The sequence below is a fragment of the Spirosoma pulveris genome, from assembly GCF_054781875.1.
In genome coordinates, this window is the sequence record NZ_BAAGTO010000006.1 from 262,547 (window position 1) to 280,059 (window position 17,513).

The 17,513-nt window shown below is 52.2% G+C and carries 12 protein-coding genes; 4 read left to right on the forward strand and 8 right to left on the reverse strand.

Features of this window, described 5'->3' with window-relative positions; genetic code table 11:
• The first annotated feature begins 3 nt into the window (after window positions 1–3).
• Complete coding sequence (locus tag ACYVJM_RS20780; protein ID WP_461150152.1) at window positions 4–1,683, forward strand: complex I subunit 4 family protein; 1,680 nt, start codon at window positions 4–6, stop codon at window positions 1,681–1,683.
• 17 nt (window positions 1,684–1,700) lie between these two features.
• Here the strand turns inward: ACYVJM_RS20780 and gldG are convergent, their stop codons facing one another.
• The 3 genes from gldG to ACYVJM_RS20795 form a co-directional block, all read right to left on the reverse strand.
• Window positions 1,701–3,368, reverse strand: coding sequence for a gliding motility-associated ABC transporter substrate-binding protein GldG (gene gldG, locus ACYVJM_RS20785; protein ID WP_461150153.1), 1,668 nt, complete (start codon window positions 3,366–3,368; stop codon window positions 1,701–1,703).
• 70 nt (window positions 3,369–3,438) lie between these two features.
• Window positions 3,439–3,687: a hypothetical protein gene (locus tag ACYVJM_RS20790; protein ID WP_461150154.1), complete on the reverse strand. Its 249-nt coding sequence runs from the start codon at window positions 3,685–3,687 to the stop codon at window positions 3,439–3,441.
• Window positions 3,688–3,780: 93 nt separating this feature from the next.
• Complete coding sequence (locus ACYVJM_RS20795) at window positions 3,781–7,425, reverse strand: putative LPS assembly protein LptD (RefSeq protein ID WP_461150155.1); 3,645 nt, start codon at window positions 7,423–7,425, stop codon at window positions 3,781–3,783.
• Window positions 7,426–7,519: 94 nt separating this feature from the next.
• On the opposite strand from ACYVJM_RS20795, the gene ACYVJM_RS20800 reads away from it, so the two are divergent.
• Both ACYVJM_RS20800 and ACYVJM_RS20805 read left to right on the forward strand, forming a co-directional pair.
• Entirely contained in the window at window positions 7,520–8,362 is an 843-nt protein-coding gene (locus ACYVJM_RS20800) for an N-acetylmuramoyl-L-alanine amidase family protein (protein WP_461150156.1), read from the forward strand.
• Window positions 8,363–8,506: 144 nt separating this feature from the next.
• Window positions 8,507–9,502: an MlaD family protein gene (locus ACYVJM_RS20805; RefSeq protein ID WP_461150157.1), complete on the forward strand. Its 996-nt coding sequence runs from the start codon at window positions 8,507–8,509 to the stop codon at window positions 9,500–9,502.
• 87 nt (window positions 9,503–9,589) lie between these two features.
• Here the strand turns inward: ACYVJM_RS20805 and ACYVJM_RS20810 are convergent, their stop codons facing one another.
• Window positions 9,590–12,697: a VPS10 domain-containing protein gene (locus tag ACYVJM_RS20810; protein ID WP_461150158.1), complete on the reverse strand. Its 3,108-nt coding sequence runs from the start codon at window positions 12,695–12,697 to the stop codon at window positions 9,590–9,592.
• Between the two features lie 287 nt (window positions 12,698–12,984).
• Here ACYVJM_RS20810 and ACYVJM_RS20815 point away from each other — a divergent pair, with 287 nt between their 5' ends.
• Window positions 12,985–14,595: an acyl-CoA carboxylase subunit beta gene (locus tag ACYVJM_RS20815; protein ID WP_461150159.1), complete on the forward strand. Its 1,611-nt coding sequence runs from the start codon at window positions 12,985–12,987 to the stop codon at window positions 14,593–14,595.
• A 253-nt stretch (window positions 14,596–14,848) separates the two neighbouring features.
• On the opposite strand, the gene ACYVJM_RS20820 is transcribed toward ACYVJM_RS20815, so the two are convergent.
• The 4 genes from ACYVJM_RS20820 to ACYVJM_RS20835 all read right to left on the reverse strand — a co-directional run bounded on the left by ACYVJM_RS20820 (window position 14,849) and on the right by ACYVJM_RS20835 (window position 17,423).
• Window positions 14,849–15,277, reverse strand: a complete 429-nt coding sequence (locus ACYVJM_RS20820) for a c-type cytochrome (RefSeq protein ID WP_461150160.1) — start codon at window positions 15,275–15,277, stop codon at window positions 14,849–14,851.
• Between the two features lie 69 nt (window positions 15,278–15,346).
• Window positions 15,347–15,934: a gliding motility lipoprotein GldD gene (gene gldD, locus ACYVJM_RS20825; RefSeq protein ID WP_461150161.1), complete on the reverse strand. Its 588-nt coding sequence runs from the start codon at window positions 15,932–15,934 to the stop codon at window positions 15,347–15,349.
• 141 nt (window positions 15,935–16,075) lie between these two features.
• Window positions 16,076–16,366, reverse strand: a complete 291-nt coding sequence (locus tag ACYVJM_RS20830) for a hypothetical protein (RefSeq protein WP_297370652.1) — start codon at window positions 16,364–16,366, stop codon at window positions 16,076–16,078.
• A 277-nt stretch (window positions 16,367–16,643) separates the two neighbouring features.
• Window positions 16,644–17,423, reverse strand: coding sequence for a TIGR00266 family protein (locus ACYVJM_RS20835; protein WP_461150162.1), 780 nt, complete (start codon window positions 17,421–17,423; stop codon window positions 16,644–16,646).
• Between the last annotated feature and the right edge of the window lie 90 nt (window positions 17,424–17,513).

Genomic DNA, 17,513 nt, shown 5'->3' on the forward strand with positions numbered 1-17,513 from the left:
TATATGATTCTTTCGTTACTCATTTTTATTCCCTTAATCGGCTCGCTCGTGGTGGCGCTGCTGCCCGAACGTCAGACCAGTCTGTTTCGATGGATTGCGCTGGCCGTAACGCTGGTCGAAGTCGTGCTGGCGGGTATGGCCTGGGCCGGATTTGACAAAGCCACAGCCGGATATCAATTTCTTCAACAGGCGGATTGGATTACACTGCCATTAGGAAATCTGGGCGTTGTGTCCATCGATTATCTGGTTGGCGTAGATGGGATTAGCCTGCCGTTGGTCGTCTTGTCGGCGGTGGTGATGCTCATTGGGGTAGTATCCTCCTGGCCCATGACGCACCGGCAAAAAGCGTATTATTCGCTCTATCTGTTACTCACGGGCACCATTATGGGCTGCTTCGTGGCGCTTGACTTCTTTTTGTTCTTCCTGTTTTTTGAGTTTATGCTCCTGCCGATGTACTTCCTGATCGGTTTATGGGGCGGACCGCGACGGGAGTACGCGTCCATCAAGTTCTTTCTTTACACACTGCTCGGCTCGCTGCTGATTCTGCTGGTCATGATTGCCCTGTATCTGTCCGTTATGGACCCGGTCAGTACGGCGGTAGTGGCCGGCATCGTTTCGGATTCATCGGAAGTAACGGATGAGGTGATCCGCAGCATTCAGTCGTTTCTTCAGAATGGGCAGCTGAGCACCTCGCAGGTGGTGCATACGTTCGACATGCGGTATCTGGCCGACGGCCGTAATTACCTGCCCAATACGTTTCTCAATCCCGCTGCCGAGCCACTTGTTCTGGGGCTTCCGGCGCGAATGCTGGCCTTCTGGGCCATCTTTATCGGGTTTGCTATCAAATTACCCATTGTTCCGTTACACACCTGGCTCCCCGATGCCCACGTAGAAGCACCAACACCTGTCTCGGTTATTCTGGCCGGGGTGCTGCTCAAAATTGGTGGCTATGGGTTTATCCGAATTGCCTGGGATTTCTTCCCCGATGGAGCCGCCCAATATGCACAGGTATTGGCCGGACTCGGTGTGCTGTCAATCGTGTATGGTGGCCTGAATGCGCTGGCCCAGGCTGATCTCAAAAAGATGATCGCATATTCGTCGGTGTCGCACATGGGTTTTGTGTTGTTGGGGGTGGCCTCGTTAACCGCCGAGGGTATCAACGGAGCTATTTACCAGATGGTAAGCCATGGTATTCTGTCGGCTATGCTTTTCCTGATTGTGGGTGTTGTATATGACCGTACCCACGACCGGCGGATCGAGTCGTACCGGGGCCTGTTGCAACTGATGCCGCAATATGCCACACTCACCGCAATCGCCTTTTTTGGTTCGCTGGGATTACCCGGCTTTTCGGGTTTTGTGGGGGAGTTGTTTACCCTGATGGGTAGCTTTCAGTCGGAGTGGTTGCCCGGCTGGTTCACGGCGGTGGCTACCCTGGGTATTTTGCTGGCGGCAGCTTACTTTCTCTGGACGTTCCAGCGCATGTTTTTCGGTTCGCCCTGGCTTGGCCCTTTTGAATCGAAATCCGGCATCGCACCTGTTATTACCGATCTGACCTTTCGGGAAAAGTTAATGCTGGTACCGCTGGGAGCCATTGCGCTGATACTGGGTTTATTCCCCAATCTGGTCTTCAACCTCACGAACGCTACCGTAACCCAGTGGCTGGTGAAGTTTGCCGTGGAGTAAAGCAGGTTGGCTTGCGCTTATTTTCCGTACTTCCGACGTCGAACCGCTTGCCAGATAAAGCCGACCAGACCAACCAGCGCCAGCGGACCCAGTAGATTGAGAAGCTGCCAGCCCGTTCGATTGGCATCAACTTTTATCTTGTCTAACGGACGAAGCGTAATGGTCCGGGCACGAGCCGCGATCACGCCCGTTGGATCGACCAGGTAGTCAATGGCGTTCAGGGCAAAATCTTTGTTGCCGAACGTAGTGCGGGTAAAACGATCGAAACCCAGCGGATAGGGCGCATTACGTTTGTAATCGACATCGTTGACGATCAAATCGCCATCCGAGCAAATGAGCACCCGCGATGGTACACCCTCAGGCCGGAACCCGTTGGCGCGAGGATCGCCGGGCAGAATCCGGTTGGCAAATAGCGACTGAAACCGACCTTCGAGCAAACAGCCGATAAGCTTTATTCCTTCGTTATAGGTTTTAGGGTCGGGTTGTTGCCGGGCTTCGTTGTACGAAATCAGGGCAGGAGCTTTGAGTACCTTTGTGTAAGGCGATGTCAGCAGCAAGGGCGTTTTACGGATGCCCGGAGCCCTTACCGTATCCAGCGTGCTGGTAAATCGGGCCAGCACGGCGTCGAGGTTGCGCACGATGGGATTTCCCGATGTTCCGAAATTGTTAAGCAGCGGATAAAACCGCCAGGGGAGGAGTTGAATATTGGGTTTATCGCCCAGGTTGCCTACGTTGAGCGGGATGGGTGCGCAATAGTAATCCTTCACTACATCCCGATTAAGCCGGATACCCCAGCGAAAAAACAGATCATCCAGGTTCAGGCTGAGGGGCTGTGCGTAGGTTCCTTCATTGCTGACGCTGTCGACGCGCTGCCCATCCACAAAAAACAAAGCCCGTCCGCCATTCACCACATATTGATCGATCTTGAAAATCTCTTCTTCCGTAAAGGGTTTATCCGGTTTAGGTACCAGCATGACATCAAGCCCGGCAATAGGACCGGGTTTGCTCATGTCGATAAAAAAAAGGTCGTAGTTCTGCTGAACCGATGCCAGTAAGTCGGCGAAGCGGGAGGGAGGCACCTGCGTATGGTCGTAGAGCAAACCTACCCGTCGGCGGTTTTCGGCCGTTTGAGTTAGCCGGCGGATGGTCGATGCCAGTTGAAATTCGACCCCTTCGTACGATTGGTTGAGCTGTTCTGCCGGCGATGCCGTCTTGTTGCCTTTCAAAAAAAGAGCCGCTGTTTCCTGACCTTTGTAGGAGACGATAGCGCCCGGGAAAACCAGTTTTTCGGTTCGTTTGCCTCCTTCATTATCGAACAAATTTGTGGGCAGCAAACCCCGCTGTTGTAGCTTGTCGATGAATTTATTCTTCTCCTGAGGATTGCTGATCTGGTCCGGGTCAATGAACCGATACGTAATGGTCTTACCGGCGCGGGCCTGAAACTCGTCCAGCGTTTCGCGAACGGCATTTTCAAGCCGTTTGAAACCCGGCGGCAAATCGCCCGTCAGGTAGACATCAACGTGAATGTCATCGGGTAGGTCGGCCAGGAGCGTTTGCGTGGCCTCCGACAGGGTAAAGCGTTTTTCCTGCGTTAGATCGATCCGAAAAAATACGAATGCCGACAGAACATTGATGGCGATTAATGCGGCAAGAAGCAGGACTGTGCGCAGTGAAGGGGATTTCATACGGGACTTTAACGAACAACGAAACTGAAATGGTCTTTCGGATAGTGTCGGAAGGCCGGTTTCTCAGTTTTTAATTTAAGCGCTGCTCCGGGATAACGGTTAGGTTAATCGTTTTTGCATCATCCTGAGCTGTTTGCGGGGTATCCAGCTTGTCCGGGGCGATACCTAATTCTTTCATCAACCGATACTGTTTTGCTTCCAGATAAGCAAGCCGGGAGAGTATCTGGCTCATCCGGGCATCCTGTTCGTCCTGCCGCTGAAGCAGGTAAGCCGTCTTTACTTCCAGCTCATCAAGGCGTTGTTTATCGCGCTCACTCATAATGGTTTCCGGTGAGAATTACGAGGCAAGATACAGATTTTAACGGTGAAAGTGTGAAAGAGCGATTCGCTGAAATTTTCGCTCTTTCACGCTTTAAAATCCTCCCCGGTCGTAGAAGCTCCGGCGACGGCTGAGCTTAAGTTCCTGCAAAATAGAGGATCGGGCCCGTAAATCGAACGAGTAGTTCCCCGACCGGAAGTTATTGCCCGAATAAGGCGTCCAGTTAAAGGCCATTTCCCAGCAGTGCAGATCCCGGTTGATACCGATGGTCGTGAGCGTCGGGCTTTTAAAGGCAAAGTCATAACCCGTGTTGACCGTTACTTTCCATTTTGGCGTCAGGCTCAGGTCGCCTGTTAAGGTTAGCGCCTGGATCACCTGTGAATTTTCCGGCGTTAACTTGGTCAGGCCAAATGTGTAGCTTACGTTCATGGACCAGGGGACGTTGAAGTCGACGTACAACTCCGGGTTGTTATTAATCGCCTTGAGCGTTGCATCGGAGGCATTTGGGCTGCTTTTCTTTTTGTCGGCCTGTTTTGGCGCAAACCGGGCGCTAACGTACGCCTGTAAATTTGTCATGCGCAGCAACCCCTGCCCCGCCTGGAACGCATAGAGGCTAGGCACCCGAATGTATTCCTGATTTGCGTAGTCCCGTATGGTCAGGATTGAAGGCGAATATGAAAGCGGGGTTACAGTTGTTGTTGGGAAATAATACTGGGCCGTTCCACCATAAGCGCGATACGCGTAGGGGTCGAAGGTAGAGGAAAGGTTGAAACTGATATTCTTAAAAACCTGCGTGTTGGCGTTCAGCGAGATCGGCGACAGTTTGTAATCGGGAGCCAGCAGGTTATAACTGCCGTTTATGCTCAGGTTATCGAAGATCGGGATCTTCTTGAATTCCTGTCCGGATGAATCGCTGCGGGTCCGCACTTTCATCTCCAGCTGGTTTACGATACCAAACGTGATGAACGCCGACTGCGTGCTCGATGCACTGCCTGCACTACCCCCCAGTCCCCGGAACACGGATAGCGTCCGGCGGTATTCCGGCAAACCGGCCAGCGTACCCACGGCCGGTAGTACCTGAAACTGCCCAAAGGCGGGGTTGGTAAAGTCAGGAACGTAGCTGAACGATATGGATGGTGCCACTGTATGACGGATGGCCTCAATGCGCTTGCTGCGGATGAAGAACGTGCCGTAAAAGCGTGTGTTCATGCTGGCATTGACCGAGAAGTTATAGGAGGGAAAAAATCCCTTCGTCGTATCCACCCGTACGCCGTTCTTCTCGGCATCGTAATTATAGCTCAGGCGTTTGGTGTAGATATCACCCTGTATGGAAAAACCGGGTGTCAGGTTAATGTACCGGAGGAGTTTGACGTTGGGCAGCGAAATAGGAATACTGTACCGCGCCTGAACGACCCGGTTGTTCCAGATTCGATTGGCGTTTTGCATATTGAAGGCAATCAGGTTCGGATCGGCCTCGACAATGCCGAACCGGATGTTGTTGGCCCGCCGGATACTGTCTTCAATACGCTGGAGGGTGCTTACCGTGGCTATGTTGGATATAACCGTAAAGCCCAGCCCGGTGGTGTCGATCTGTCGGCGAATGGTGTTGCTCACCGTAATCGACCCGCTCACATCGAGGCCCACCCGGAAGCTTTCGTACCAGCGGCCGGTGCCGCCTTTCAGAGCGAAGGGCGAAATCTGGTTGATGCCGAAGTTGAAATCCGAGGATACGTCGGTTTTGCCGTTCTCCCGAACCCCCGTCTTCTGGTTTACCTGACCAAACTGCTGGTTGACCCGGAAGTTGGCCCCCGCCCGGGCGTACTGCCCGAAACTGCGGCTATACTGTACCGATGAACCTGCCACGTTGGAAATGTACTGGCTGGTACTGTACGAGTTGAACTGGTTATAGCTGTTGCTGCTTACGTTTACGTTGGCCGAGAAGCTGCCCCGTCCGCGCGGAACCGGCGAGTGCGACCAGGTAAAGGAAAAGTCATTCCGGGGTGTCTGCGTCGTATCGACCCGGTCGCCGGAGCGGTTGCGGTTAAATTGCAGGTTCAGGCTTCCGCTGTAGCGATACCGTTTGTTGTAGGCCGACGAAAGGCCCAGTCCCCAGCTACCCCGCGAATAGATCTGGCCTTTGAACTGTAACCCTAGGTTTTCGCTCACCGCCCAGTAATAACCACCATCGCGCAGGTAGAACCCTCGTCCATTGGGCTCTTCGCCATACTGTGGCACAATAATGCCTGATACCCCAATCTCTTTTCGCTTTGGAAACGGGAAGAATCCAAACGGCAGCCCGATGGGCAGCGGAATCTGATTGATGACCAGATTGAACGGTCCAGCCACGACCTGCGTGTTATGAATTACCTTTAGTTTGCTGGCGTTGATGTGGAAGTGCGGTGTAGCCAGATTACAGGTTGTGTAAATTGCTTTACCAATGTACAGATTGTCTTCATCGTCTTTCTTGACGGTCTGCCCCCGAATGTTGCCTTCACCCTGCTGGGTAATAACGCCCTGAATCCGGCCTTTTCGGGATTTGAAATTATAGCGAATCTCTTTGGCGTCATATTTCCCCTCGCCGTCCTGGAAAATAGGGCGTCCGATCAGTTTTTTCGCTGTTGAATCGTAACGGCCTATCGCGTAAACCTCGTTCGTTAAGTAATTGAGTCGGATATAGGCCGCTTTGAGCGAAATGTCGCCGTAAACAACGCTGGCATCACCAAACAACTCGACCGTTCGACCATCGGCCGAATAAAAAGTGGAGTCTTTGGCCTGGTATTTAACCGTTGTCTTGAACGAGTCGGAGCTTTGCAGCGAGTCTTTGGCAATCGAATCGCGCACGGCCATCTGCAACGAATCCGTTTTCGCGGACACGGCATTGATAACCGTCTGGCTCTCCGGCCGAACAACGTTTGGCGATACCAGTCCGGGTTGAACCGGCGCTTGACTAATTGATGCTTTTTGCTGGGCAAGAGCCTCCTGCTGTCGGAGCTTAGCCGCACGAGCCCGCTTTCGGGCCGATAAACGGACGGGTGGCTGTGGTGAGATTGCCCTGGCAACCGCAACGCCTTTGCCAGTTGCAATGCCCGCAACCGGTAATCGGCCGGATGGAGTTTGTACCAGACGGATTGGTTTGGGCTGTAAAGACCGCAGGGAGTCGAGCCGAACGGGTGCAAGTTTCGATGGCGCAACAGCCGTAACTACCCGTTTGGACGGGCGCGAACGGACGGAATCCCGACTGGCGGGGCGGGCAGCGGACGAAGGCAGTGGAGTGCTTAGTCGCTTTGTGTCGCTACCGAGCCGGTTCGGGGCCGAATAGTTGTTGTTAAGCTGGCGCTCCAGATCGCTCTCCTGATTTGTTCCAGCCGAACCTGTTGGCAGATTGGGCAGCGTTGCCGTACCGGACGAAGGGCCGGTAACGACCCGACCGGCGGGTTTTTTCTGACCGGAAGCCGGGGTGGGCGTGCTATCGGTTACCGTTTCGAAGGTAGCATCAGGTACCCGCTGCGCTGGTGTGCCAGCGGGGGGTAAGCCGCCTTTGGATGGCTGCCGGGGCGTTTCTTTGCGCTGTCCCAACGCGGTCAACGTCCAGAGTAGACAGATAAGAAAGCACGATGCTTTTATCCATGTTGGTCGTATCAGCGAGGGCCGCAAAATAAAGTATACTTTTTTCAGGATTATTAAAAAAATTATATTTGCCAAAAGGCCGTTAAGTCTATGGCTTACAAAGGTATTCACGAACAGTTATTCCGCTACCGCATTGAAACGTTTTTGGTCGTTAAAAATTATTAAATCAACCGGTATCCGTATTTCGGCAACATCTCCCGGAATAATGACAACAGCGGTCTTATTGATCCTGCCCTTGCTGGCTCTTACCACATCCAGCGAATTATCGCCCGATTTGACACAAGATACGACCCGTCGGGCCGGGTCGCAGGAGCTGGAAACCGCCCCTAACGACGGGCCAAACCAGGTTCGAACGGTTGTGCTCGATGCCGGCCACGGCGGCAAAGACCCCGGCACGCATGGTCGGTATGTAAAGGAAAAGGCCGTCAACCTGTCTCTAATTCTTCAATTAGGCCGGAAAATTAAGAATAAGCATCCAAATGTTCGGGTTATTTATACCCGCTCGTCCGATCATTTCGTCGATTTGATTGAGCGGGGGGCCATCGCCAATCGTAACCGGGCCGACCTGTTCATCTCTATTCACTGCAATGCCAGCCCCTCCAGCAGCCAGGTGTATGGCACAGAAACCTACACCCTTGGCTTACACAGAACCCAGCGTAATCTGGACGTGGCACGTCGGGAAAACGCGGTTATCTTACAGGAAAAAAATTACCAGCAAACGTACAAAGGTTTCGATCCTAACTCACCACTGGCTACCATCATGCTGGCGAACTACCAGCATGCCTTTATGGGAAGTAGCATCAATTTCGCCGAAAAGATTGAACGGAGTTTTCGCCACAATGCCGATCGGAAAAGCAACGGGGTCAAACAGGCCGGTTTTATCGTCCTCTGGAAAGCGACAATGCCCAGTGTGCTGATTGAAACGGGCTACCTGACGAACCCGACTGAAGAAGATTATCTTCGGTCGGATGAAGGGCAGGATGAAATATCGACCGCGATCTACAAGGCTTTCCTGCAATACAAACAGGAAATAGAAGCCGGTGAGTAAGTAAACAGCCAGCTATCCTACTACCCTTGCCTTCACCTTTGGCGCTTTTTCCTGTTTTTACGGGACAAACACTCACCAAAGTTGGTTATAGGATCAATCAACCGGATAGGTCCGTGAGCACAGACCATCCCCCTTTATACACACATGAAAGTTTCCAAGGAAGTAAGAGTAGGGTTGTTAGCTGTCATCTCATTGATGATGCTCTACTTTGGATTTAGGTTTTTGAAAGGCTCCGATTTCTTCTCCTCTACGCATAAATATCAGGTTATTTATAGTAACATTGATGGTCTGGTTGCCTCTAATCCGGTTAGCATCAATGGTTTAACAGTAGGGCAGGTTAAGAGTATAGAGATTTTACAAGACCAGAAAAACAAGCTGTTAGTAACGCTTGAGGTTAAAAAAGGAATTGTCGTTACCCAGGGTACACGGGCTGTTCTGGCCGACGACGGTCTGCTGGGCGGTAAACTTATCCGGCTGGGCATTAACTACGGAAAGCCGGAGCTTGCCGATGGAGGTATGTTGATCGCGGCCAACGAATCGGGGCTGTCGGCGCTGATTCGCGAAAAAACCCTGCCCGTTTTGAATAACGTTGATTCGCTGACCTATCAGCTCAACCGCGTTGTTGCTCAGTTCGACCAGACGGGCGTTGTGCTTAACCAGACGCTGCGCAGTGCTAATGCGGCAGTGGGAACACTTGGTTTAACGATTTCTGAAAATCGGGCGGGCCTTCAGGCAACGCTGGCTAATGTAAATAAGCTGTCGTCGTCGCTGATCGAAACAGAAAAACAACTTAAGCCAATTTTAGCCAAGGCCGATACGTTCGCCGACTCGCTCCAGGGACTCCAACTGAAACAAACGCTGGGTAGCGTCAACAAAACGGTCGACAATTTGCAAAAGATTTTGGGGGCGATCAACAAAGGCGAGGGATCGCTGGGCAAACTAGCGTCGGACGAAGCCCTGTACCGTAACGTCAATGCCACGACGGCCAGTCTCGAAAAACTCCTGACCGACCTTCGGGAGAACCCAAAACGATACGTTCATTTCTCGCTCTTCGGCCGTAAAGAAAAACCCGCTTCCACCACCGAAACGGCGCCAGTCAGTACGACGGGTATGACCAGCCGGGTCGATTCGACGAAGTAATAATTACCACCAACCCCCTAAAGGATGCTTTGCCTATTCTGGAGCAAAGCCCCTTTAGGGGGTTGGGAGCATATAAGCTTAACTATCCTAATTCACTAGCACAACCCCTTTGTCTTTGGCCATCTGGTTGATTCGCATTAGATTAGTTTCGATTGTCATTTTCAGTTTCCCCAATTGGGCATCAACTTCCTGCGTTAACTTACTGCGTACTTCTTCACCCTGTTTCGTTGGCCGGAAGTCGCCCTGGGCCTGCTCGCTCATGAGGTGGGCCAGCCGGTTGTTGAGTTTGATACCGTAGTTGAGCGGGTCCTGAACGCTCATGTTTTTGGTTTGGTGAATATCGTTCTCAATGGTTTTTAGTTCATCTTCAAACGTTTTGATGACATCGTTGATGTCCCTGTTCTTCTCGTCAGACCCCATCTTGTTCTTCAGGTACGTTAGGTCCTCTTTTATCTTGCGCAGGTTGACAATGCCTTCGTTAGCCTCGGTTACCTTGTTGCGTACCTTTATCAGGAAGTCGAACTGGGCCTGGTAATCTTCCGGCGTTGTTTTCAGGCGCGGGTCTTTGAGTATCTCGAACGGTTGTGTCTGCGATTGACCATTTACCGTTAATCTAACCTGGTATTTTCCCGGTACGGCTTTAGGTCCGAGGTTGGGCGAGCCGTAGAACACCATACCGGGGAAGATTTTGTAGCCGGGGTAACGCATATCCCACACAAAGCGGTCGCCCCCGGACTTCACTTTCAGGAGGTCCGCTTTTTCTTTGGCTTTGCTGCTGAAGGAGCGGATCAGGTTGCCGTTGCTTTCCAGAATTTCCAGTTTCACCTCCGAAGCCGGATCGGCTTTTTTAATGAAGTAATGAATCATCACGCCATTGGGGTGATTTTCGCCTTCCAGAGCAGCCTCGCGTTTGTCGGAACCAGCCATGCGGTAGGTTGCCATTGGCTGATATAGGACAACTTCTTTCGTCGCTACATCGCTCTTGAGCTGGTGAAGCGGAGTTAGGTCGTCGATCAGCCAGAAACTACGCCCGTGCGTAGCCGCTATGAGGTTATCGTTCTTGACAGCCAGATCGTGAATGGGAACCGGCGGCAGGTTGAGCTGAAGTTTCGACCAGTTCTCGCCATCGTCGAACGATACCCAGACGCCCCGCTCGGTGCCCGCATAAAGCAACCCTTTTCGTTTTGGATCGGCCCGTACAACCCGCACAAACTCATCTTTAGGAATGCCCTTGGTCATCACCGTCCAGGTTTTGCCGTAATCCAGCGTCTTGTAGATGTAGGGCGTATAATCGCCAAACTTGTACGATGTTGCTGCAATGTAAGCGCCCCCTTTTACGAAGGGGCTGACCTCCACCGAGTTCATCATGTTGTACTTCGGCGAGGTAGGCGGGGTGACGTTTTTCCAGTTCTTGCCGCCGTCTGTGGTTACATGCACCAGCCCATCATCCGAACCCGTCCAGATTTCGCCTTCGGTGTAGGGCGACTCAGCAGCCGCAAAGACGTTGGCGTAGTATTCGGCTCCGGTATTGTCCTGCGTAATCGGCCCGCCCGACGACTTGATGGTTTCGGGTTCTCCTCTCGACAGATCGGGGCTGATCACTTCCCAGCTTTCGCCCCCCGTGTAACTCACATGCAGGTGGTTTGAGCCAGCGTAGAGTTTCTTAGGGTTATGCGGACTGAAAAAGACCGGATAATTCCAGTTAAAGCGGTACTTCATCGCGTCGGCACCGGAACCGGCGGGCAGATCGGGGTAAATGTTGGTGGAGCGTTCCTGGCCCGTGGCAATGTCCTGCATGGTCATGTACCCTTTGTAATCACCCCCGAAGACGACCTCACTGTTCAGCGGGTCGGGAGCCAGATGAGCACTCTCACCAATGGCCAGGGCTACCCAGTCTTTTTCGGTAACGGACGTGCTGCCCGTCCGGTGCGAAATTCGCACACTGGTGTTGTCCTGCTGTGCGCCATAGATACGATAAGGGAAATGGTTATCGGTCGAAACGCGGTAGAACTGGGCGGTGGGCTGATTGTGGTAGGTTGTCCAGTTGTTGCCGCCATCGGTCGAAATTTGCGCGCCCCCATCATCGGCAATGGCCATCCGTTTGTTGTTGTTCGGGTCGATCCAGAGGTCGTGGTGATCGCCGTGGGGCGCGTTCTTCAACTCAAAGGTTTTGCCGCCATCTTTCGAGACGCCATAACTTACGTTCATCACATACACAATGTCCTCGTTTTGCGAGTCGGCGTAAATACGGCAGTAGTACCAGGCCCGTTGCAGCAACGCACGATCCTGATTGATTTTGGCCCAGGTTTTCCCAGCATCATCTGAGCGGTAAACGCCACCGGCGTCTTTGTTTTCGATGATAGCCCAAACGCGACTGGAGTTTTTCGGCGAAACAGTCACACCGATGATGCCGTTGGTACCCGATGGCATCCCCGACTTATCCGACAGGTTTTCCCAGGTGTCGCCCCCATCGGTGCTTTTCCACAGCTTGGAGTCGGGGCCACCGCTATCCATCCGGTAGCCGTTGCGCTTCATGTTCCAGGTGCTGGCATATATGATGCGCGGGTTGTTGGGGTCGAGGACCAGATCGGCGGCACCCGCCTGATCGTTGATGTACAGCACCTTTTTCCAGGTTTGCCCGCCATCGGTACTGCGGAAAACACCCCGCATCTCATTGGGTTTCCAGAGGTTGCCCATTGCCGCGACATAAACCACATCGGGATTTTTGGGATGGATGCGAATGCGGGCGATGTGTTTGGAATCGGTCAGCCCGATGCGTTTCCAGCTTGTGCCCGCATCGGTCGAACGCCACATGCCGGTGCCTGAGGCTACGTTGTTGCGTAAGGTCTGCTCGCCTTCGCCTACATAAATGACGTTGGGGTCACTTTCGGCAACGGCTACCGCGCCAATCGTTCCGCCAAAGTAATTGTCGGTGATGCTGCCCCAGGTCTGCCCGCCATCGGTTGTGCGCCAGACGCCCCCGCCCACGGTGCCCATGTAATAGAGGTTGGGGTTGTCTTTCACACCCGTTACCGTACAGGAGCGCCCGCCACGAAAGGGTCCCAGTTCGCGCCAGCGCAGCCCTTCGTAAGTAGCGGGCTCAAAGGTGACGGTTGCCGGTGCTTTCTGCGCCTGACCCATGGCGAGATGGCTAACCACCAGCGTGAGAACAATGTAAAGAAAAGACGTATGCATGGGAGAATTGGATTTTTAGCTTATCAGCTGGCTGAAACCCGGTAAAAGGCTGATTTTATAATTTTATCAAACTTAGCAAATGGTTATAATTTTACTGCCGTCAATGGTTTCATTTCATTATAAAATTTTGGAAAATGTTGAAATATCCAAATATACTTGTTGATATGTGTGTGCTCAGTACTACGACTGTTCTAACTAGTTTTGACGATTGCATTTTTGGGATGGCAACAACTCCCTTACTTTAGGGTTTTCCACTTGCCCATAGTAAGTACACTTCGCCTTCATTTATGCAGACGCTTCTCGACGAACTCGCCCAACGCACCACGAAAACTCAACTTGGTGGCGGACAAAAAAAAATTGACGACCAGCATAAAAAAGGTAAGCTGACGGCCCGCGAACGCATCCACTACCTGACCGATGCCGATAAGCCGTTCGTCGAAATCGGCCTCTTCACGGGCGAGGGTATGTATGCCGAACATGGTGGTTGCCCGTCGGGTGGGGTGGTTGTGGGGATTGGCTACGTATCGGGACGGCAGTGCGTCATTGTGGCGAACGATGCTACTGTGAAAGCCGGTGCCTGGTTCCCGATTACGGCCAAGAAAAACCTCCGGGCACAGGAAATTGCCATGGAGAATCAATTACCCATTATCTATCTGGTCGACAGCGCGGGTGTTTACCTGCCGTTGCAGGACGAAGTATTTGCCGATAAAGAACACTTTGGCCGCACGTTTCGGAACAACGCCCATCTCTCGGCGATGGGTGTTCTCCAGGTGGCAGCGGTTATGGGCAGCTGCGTTGCCGGAGGGGCGTATCTGCCCATTATGTCCGACGAAGCGCTGATCGTGGAAGGAACCGGCTCCATATTTCTGGCGGGGCCGTATCTGGTCAAAGCGTCGATTGGCGAAGATGTCGACGCCGAAACGCTGGGCGGGGCCGTTACGCACACCGATATTTCGGGCGTGATCGACAACCGGTACCCGGACGATAAAAGCTGTCTGGATGCCATTAAGCGTATCCTCGATAAAACGGGTCATCAGCCAACCGCCGGCTTCGACCGGATTGAACCGGTACTGCCCGCTAAAAATCCCGCCGACATCTACCAGATTCTCCCCGCCGACCGGGTAAAACCCTACGATATGCAGGAGATTGTGGATAGACTTGTGGATAACTCGGCCTTCGATGCGTATAAACCCGGTTACGGGCAATCGCTCATTTGCGGGTACGCCCGAATTGACGGCTGGGCGGTGGGTATCGTGGCCAATCAGCGGAAAGTAGTGAAAGCCAAAGGAAAAACCGGGCAACCAACGGAAATGCAGATGGGAGGGGTTATTTACGGCGATGCCGCCGACAAAGCCGCCCGGTTTATCATGAACTGCAACCAGAAACGGATTCCGCTGGTGTTTTTACAGGATGTGTCAGGCTTTATGGTCGGGAGTCGGGCCGAGCAGGGCGGGATCATTAAAGACGGTGCCAAAATGGTCAGCGCGATGGCCAATTCGGTCGTGCCCAAGTTTACGGTCGTGGTCGGCAATAGTTATGGAGCGGGTAATTATGCCATGTGCGGTAAAGCCTACGACCCCCGGCTGATGCTGGCCTGGCCAACGGCACAAATGGCGGTGATGAGTGGGGCCTCGGCTGCTAAAACGTTACTCCAGATTCAGGTGGCGGCTCAGAAAGCCAAAGGCCAGCCCATGACCGCCGAAGAAGAACAGGCTCAACTCGATAAGATAACGGATCAGTACAACGCCCAGCTTTCGCCCTATTACGCAGCTGCCCGCTTGTGGGTCGACGCTGTCATTGACCCACTCGACACGCGAAAAATTCTGTCAGAAGGTATTTCGGCGGCTAATCACGCGCCTATTACAAAACGATTTTCAGTAGGGGTGATTCAAACGTAGAGCCTGTTTTAAACTTTTATTCTCAAAGGTAAATTGGGCATTTTTGTCATCCCGACGCAGGAGGGATCTTCGGTAGAAAAAACAATTCTCCTACCGAAGATCCCTCCTGCGTCGGGATGACAAAAAGCACTTATTGCCAACTTACTTATGAAAGTTAAAACTGTCTTTCTGTGATAGAAGGATTAACCACGGAGCCCACAGAGGATTCAACTAAAGAAACTCTGTGGGCTCCGTGCCGCTGTGGTTCAATTATTTACTTCGCAGTCCGCAATGCCTTCACCTCGTCAGCCGTTACGGCGTCGGCTTTGTTGCCAAAATTGCTGCGGATATAGGTGAGCACATCGGCAATCTGGGTGTCGTTGAGGAAGTCGTGGGCGGGCATGGCGTTATCATACATATCACCTTCAATCTCCTGTCCCTGCAAGCCTTTCAGCAACACATTGATCAGCCGGGTTTTATCGCCCAATACCCACTCTGTTCCGCGTAAAGGTGGATTTAAGTTGGGTACGCCGGAGCCATTGGCCTGATGGCAGGTCAGGCAGTTTTGTTCGTAAATAAGCTGCCCTGACGATTTGGTAGCCGCAACAGCTGGTTTAGCCGCCGTTTTGGTGGCTGGCTTCTTCGTTTGAGCGATGGCAACGGAAAGCGAGAGACAGAGGAATAAGGTGGCGATTGATTTCATCAGGATAACGTTTTCTGAATAACGGGTTGGGGTAACGAATGGTTGTCAAGGCGACTCCTGCCTGACGGTTTATTTACGCCATTTCAGTGTATTTAGCATGTGCATGATATCCTTGCGAATGTACTGAATAACGGGTTGCAGGGAATCGTTTTCAGTTGCCGTGTTAAAGTACAAAGCCCCCCGTAGGAAATGCGTCGTTGAATCGGTCGTAACAAACTGTACCTGGCTGGGTACCTCACCTGCCAGATCAATAACGCTGGCTTCCAGACCGGACTTTAGCCGGATTTTGCGCTGCTCGATGGCGTACGCTTTAATATTATGCCGGGCTGCCAGTTTATAGGAATCTTCGAGCATAGCCCGCAGCCGGTTTACGTCGTTGTTTACCGGCTTGTACGTCAGCTGAACGCTGGCCTTAAACATGGGATAGCTGATGAAAATCCAGTGCGGCTCCGACCGGGCAAAGGTATCGGGCAGAATTTTAGCAATTGAGTTGTATTCGAACTGATAGGGATGGGTAGGGGCGAGCAACTTGTAGCTTGGCGTGGGTAGGTCGAAACGGGGAAACCCCTTTGGTTTCGGTACGTAATTCTCCGACGAGTCGCTGCCGCAAGCGGCTAAAAACAGCCCCGAAAATAGAATGAGTGCGTATTTTATCACAGATGTATGTAGCCTGGACGGCCACGTCCGGGTAGCTAGATTCATGACTTTCATCCCGGACGTGGCCGTCCAGGCTACATCAAAACGCAAAAGCCCGGCGGTTTCGTGCCGGGCTGTGCGTAAAGTCTATACGACGATCAATTAAGCATTTACATCTTCCAGTTCTTCCTTCATAACCGGCTGGCCCATCAGGGTAGCAAACCGGTTGATGTTGAAGGTAGGCTCAAACCAGACTTCGCCCATAACCGGGTGTTTTACCGGTACATCGGGGTTTTTGATTTCGTTCAATAACACGCCCGTGTCGCCGGTCGTATGGCGTTTTACCTGCCGGATCGTGTACATCTGGTCACGCTTTGGCGTTTGTATGCCAAACTCAGCATAGAAAGCCAGCACAGGGGCCGGAAAATTGTCGTTTGTGCAAATAACTTCCATAGTCGTCTGAACCTGGATTTAGCAGATTTTTATGATTTACCTGATTGCAGGAGAAACCTCCTGAAAATCCAGACTGATTTTGTTGTTTAACACTAGTTTGATTAAAAATGTCCTGCTAGGCAGACAAATTTAATCTTTTGGTGATAAGTAGGAAAATCCTTTGGATCACCGAACAGTCAGCTAAATATCCTGATACGTAATTGCTATTCTTCGTAGCGATAATCAAGAAAATCATTTAAACCCTGAAAACCCCGCGGGGCCGCCCGTGCGGTTCGGATTAGCCTTCAAACAGATTCCCTAACTGCCCCAGTACGGAGCCGCTTTCTTTGTGGGCTTGTCCGCCCCCCGGCGACAGGCGCTGTACAAGTTTAGAAATTGGCATCGACTGAATCCAGACCTTCCCGGAGCCGCGCAGTGTAGCTAAAAACAAACCTTCACCACCAAAAACCATACTGCGAAGGCCACCCGCTCGCTGAACATCGAAAGCGATACTTGGCTCGAAACCAACGACACAACCCGTATCGACACGCAGGGTTTCGTTGTTCAGCGTACGTTCAACGACCACACCGCCCGCATGAATGAAGGCCATACCGTCGCTCTGCACTTTCTCCAGAATAAAGCCTTCGCCCCCGAAGAAGCCTGCTCCTAAACGCTGGTTAAAGTGAATGCTTAGTCTCGTACCCAGCGCTGCGCATAAAAAGGCATCCTTCTGAACAATAAGTGTATTTCCATACACATTGGCCATGTTAATAGGCATGATCGTGCCGGGATAAGGCGCCGAGAAAGCGACCTTCCGTTTGCCAACACCCCGGTTGGTAAAGTGCGTCATGAAGAGCGACTCGCCCATAACCATCCGCGAACCGGCCTGAAGGAGCTTGCCCAGGAAGCCCTGGTCGGGCTGTGAACCGTCGCCCATTTTAGTTTCAAAGGTGATGCCGTCTTCCATATAAAGCATTGAGCCTGCTTCGGCAATGACGGTTTCGTTGGGGTCCAGTTCTATTTCAACGATCTGGATGTCTTCGCCAATAATCTTGTAGTCGATTTCGTGAGCGTACATAGTCAGCTTTGGTTAAACTAAACAAGTAATGATGGGCGAAAACTAATGAATGGTACGCAGTTTACTGATAAATTATCTGACGAACGGCCC

Excerpts from the sequence above, each read along its gene's own strand:
- ACYVJM_RS20835 (WP_461150162.1), bottom strand. The coding sequence starts at position 17,423 with ATGTACGCTCACGAAATCGACTACAAGATTATTGGCGAAGACATCCAG.
- ACYVJM_RS20780 (WP_461150152.1), top strand. The coding sequence starts at position 4 with ATGATTCTTTCGTTACTCATTTTTATTCCCTTAATCGGCTCGCTCGTG.
- ACYVJM_RS20820 (WP_461150160.1), bottom strand. The coding sequence starts at position 15,277 with ATGAAATCAATCGCCACCTTATTCCTCTGTCTCTCGCTTTCCGTTGCC.
- ACYVJM_RS20805 (WP_461150157.1), top strand. The coding sequence starts at position 8,507 with ATGAAAGTTTCCAAGGAAGTAAGAGTAGGGTTGTTAGCTGTCATCTCA.
- ACYVJM_RS20830 (WP_297370652.1), bottom strand. The coding sequence starts at position 16,366 with ATGGAAGTTATTTGCACAAACGACAATTTTCCGGCCCCTGTGCTGGCT.
- ACYVJM_RS20790 (WP_461150154.1), bottom strand. The coding sequence starts at position 3,687 with ATGAGTGAGCGCGATAAACAACGCCTTGATGAGCTGGAAGTAAAGACG.
- gldG (WP_461150153.1), bottom strand. The coding sequence starts at position 3,368 with ATGAAATCCCCTTCACTGCGCACAGTCCTGCTTCTTGCCGCATTAATC.
- ACYVJM_RS20800 (WP_461150156.1), top strand. The coding sequence starts at position 7,520 with ATGACAACAGCGGTCTTATTGATCCTGCCCTTGCTGGCTCTTACCACA.
- ACYVJM_RS20810 (WP_461150158.1), bottom strand. The coding sequence starts at position 12,697 with ATGCATACGTCTTTTCTTTACATTGTTCTCACGCTGGTGGTTAGCCAT.
- ACYVJM_RS20815 (WP_461150159.1), top strand. The coding sequence starts at position 12,985 with ATGCAGACGCTTCTCGACGAACTCGCCCAACGCACCACGAAAACTCAA.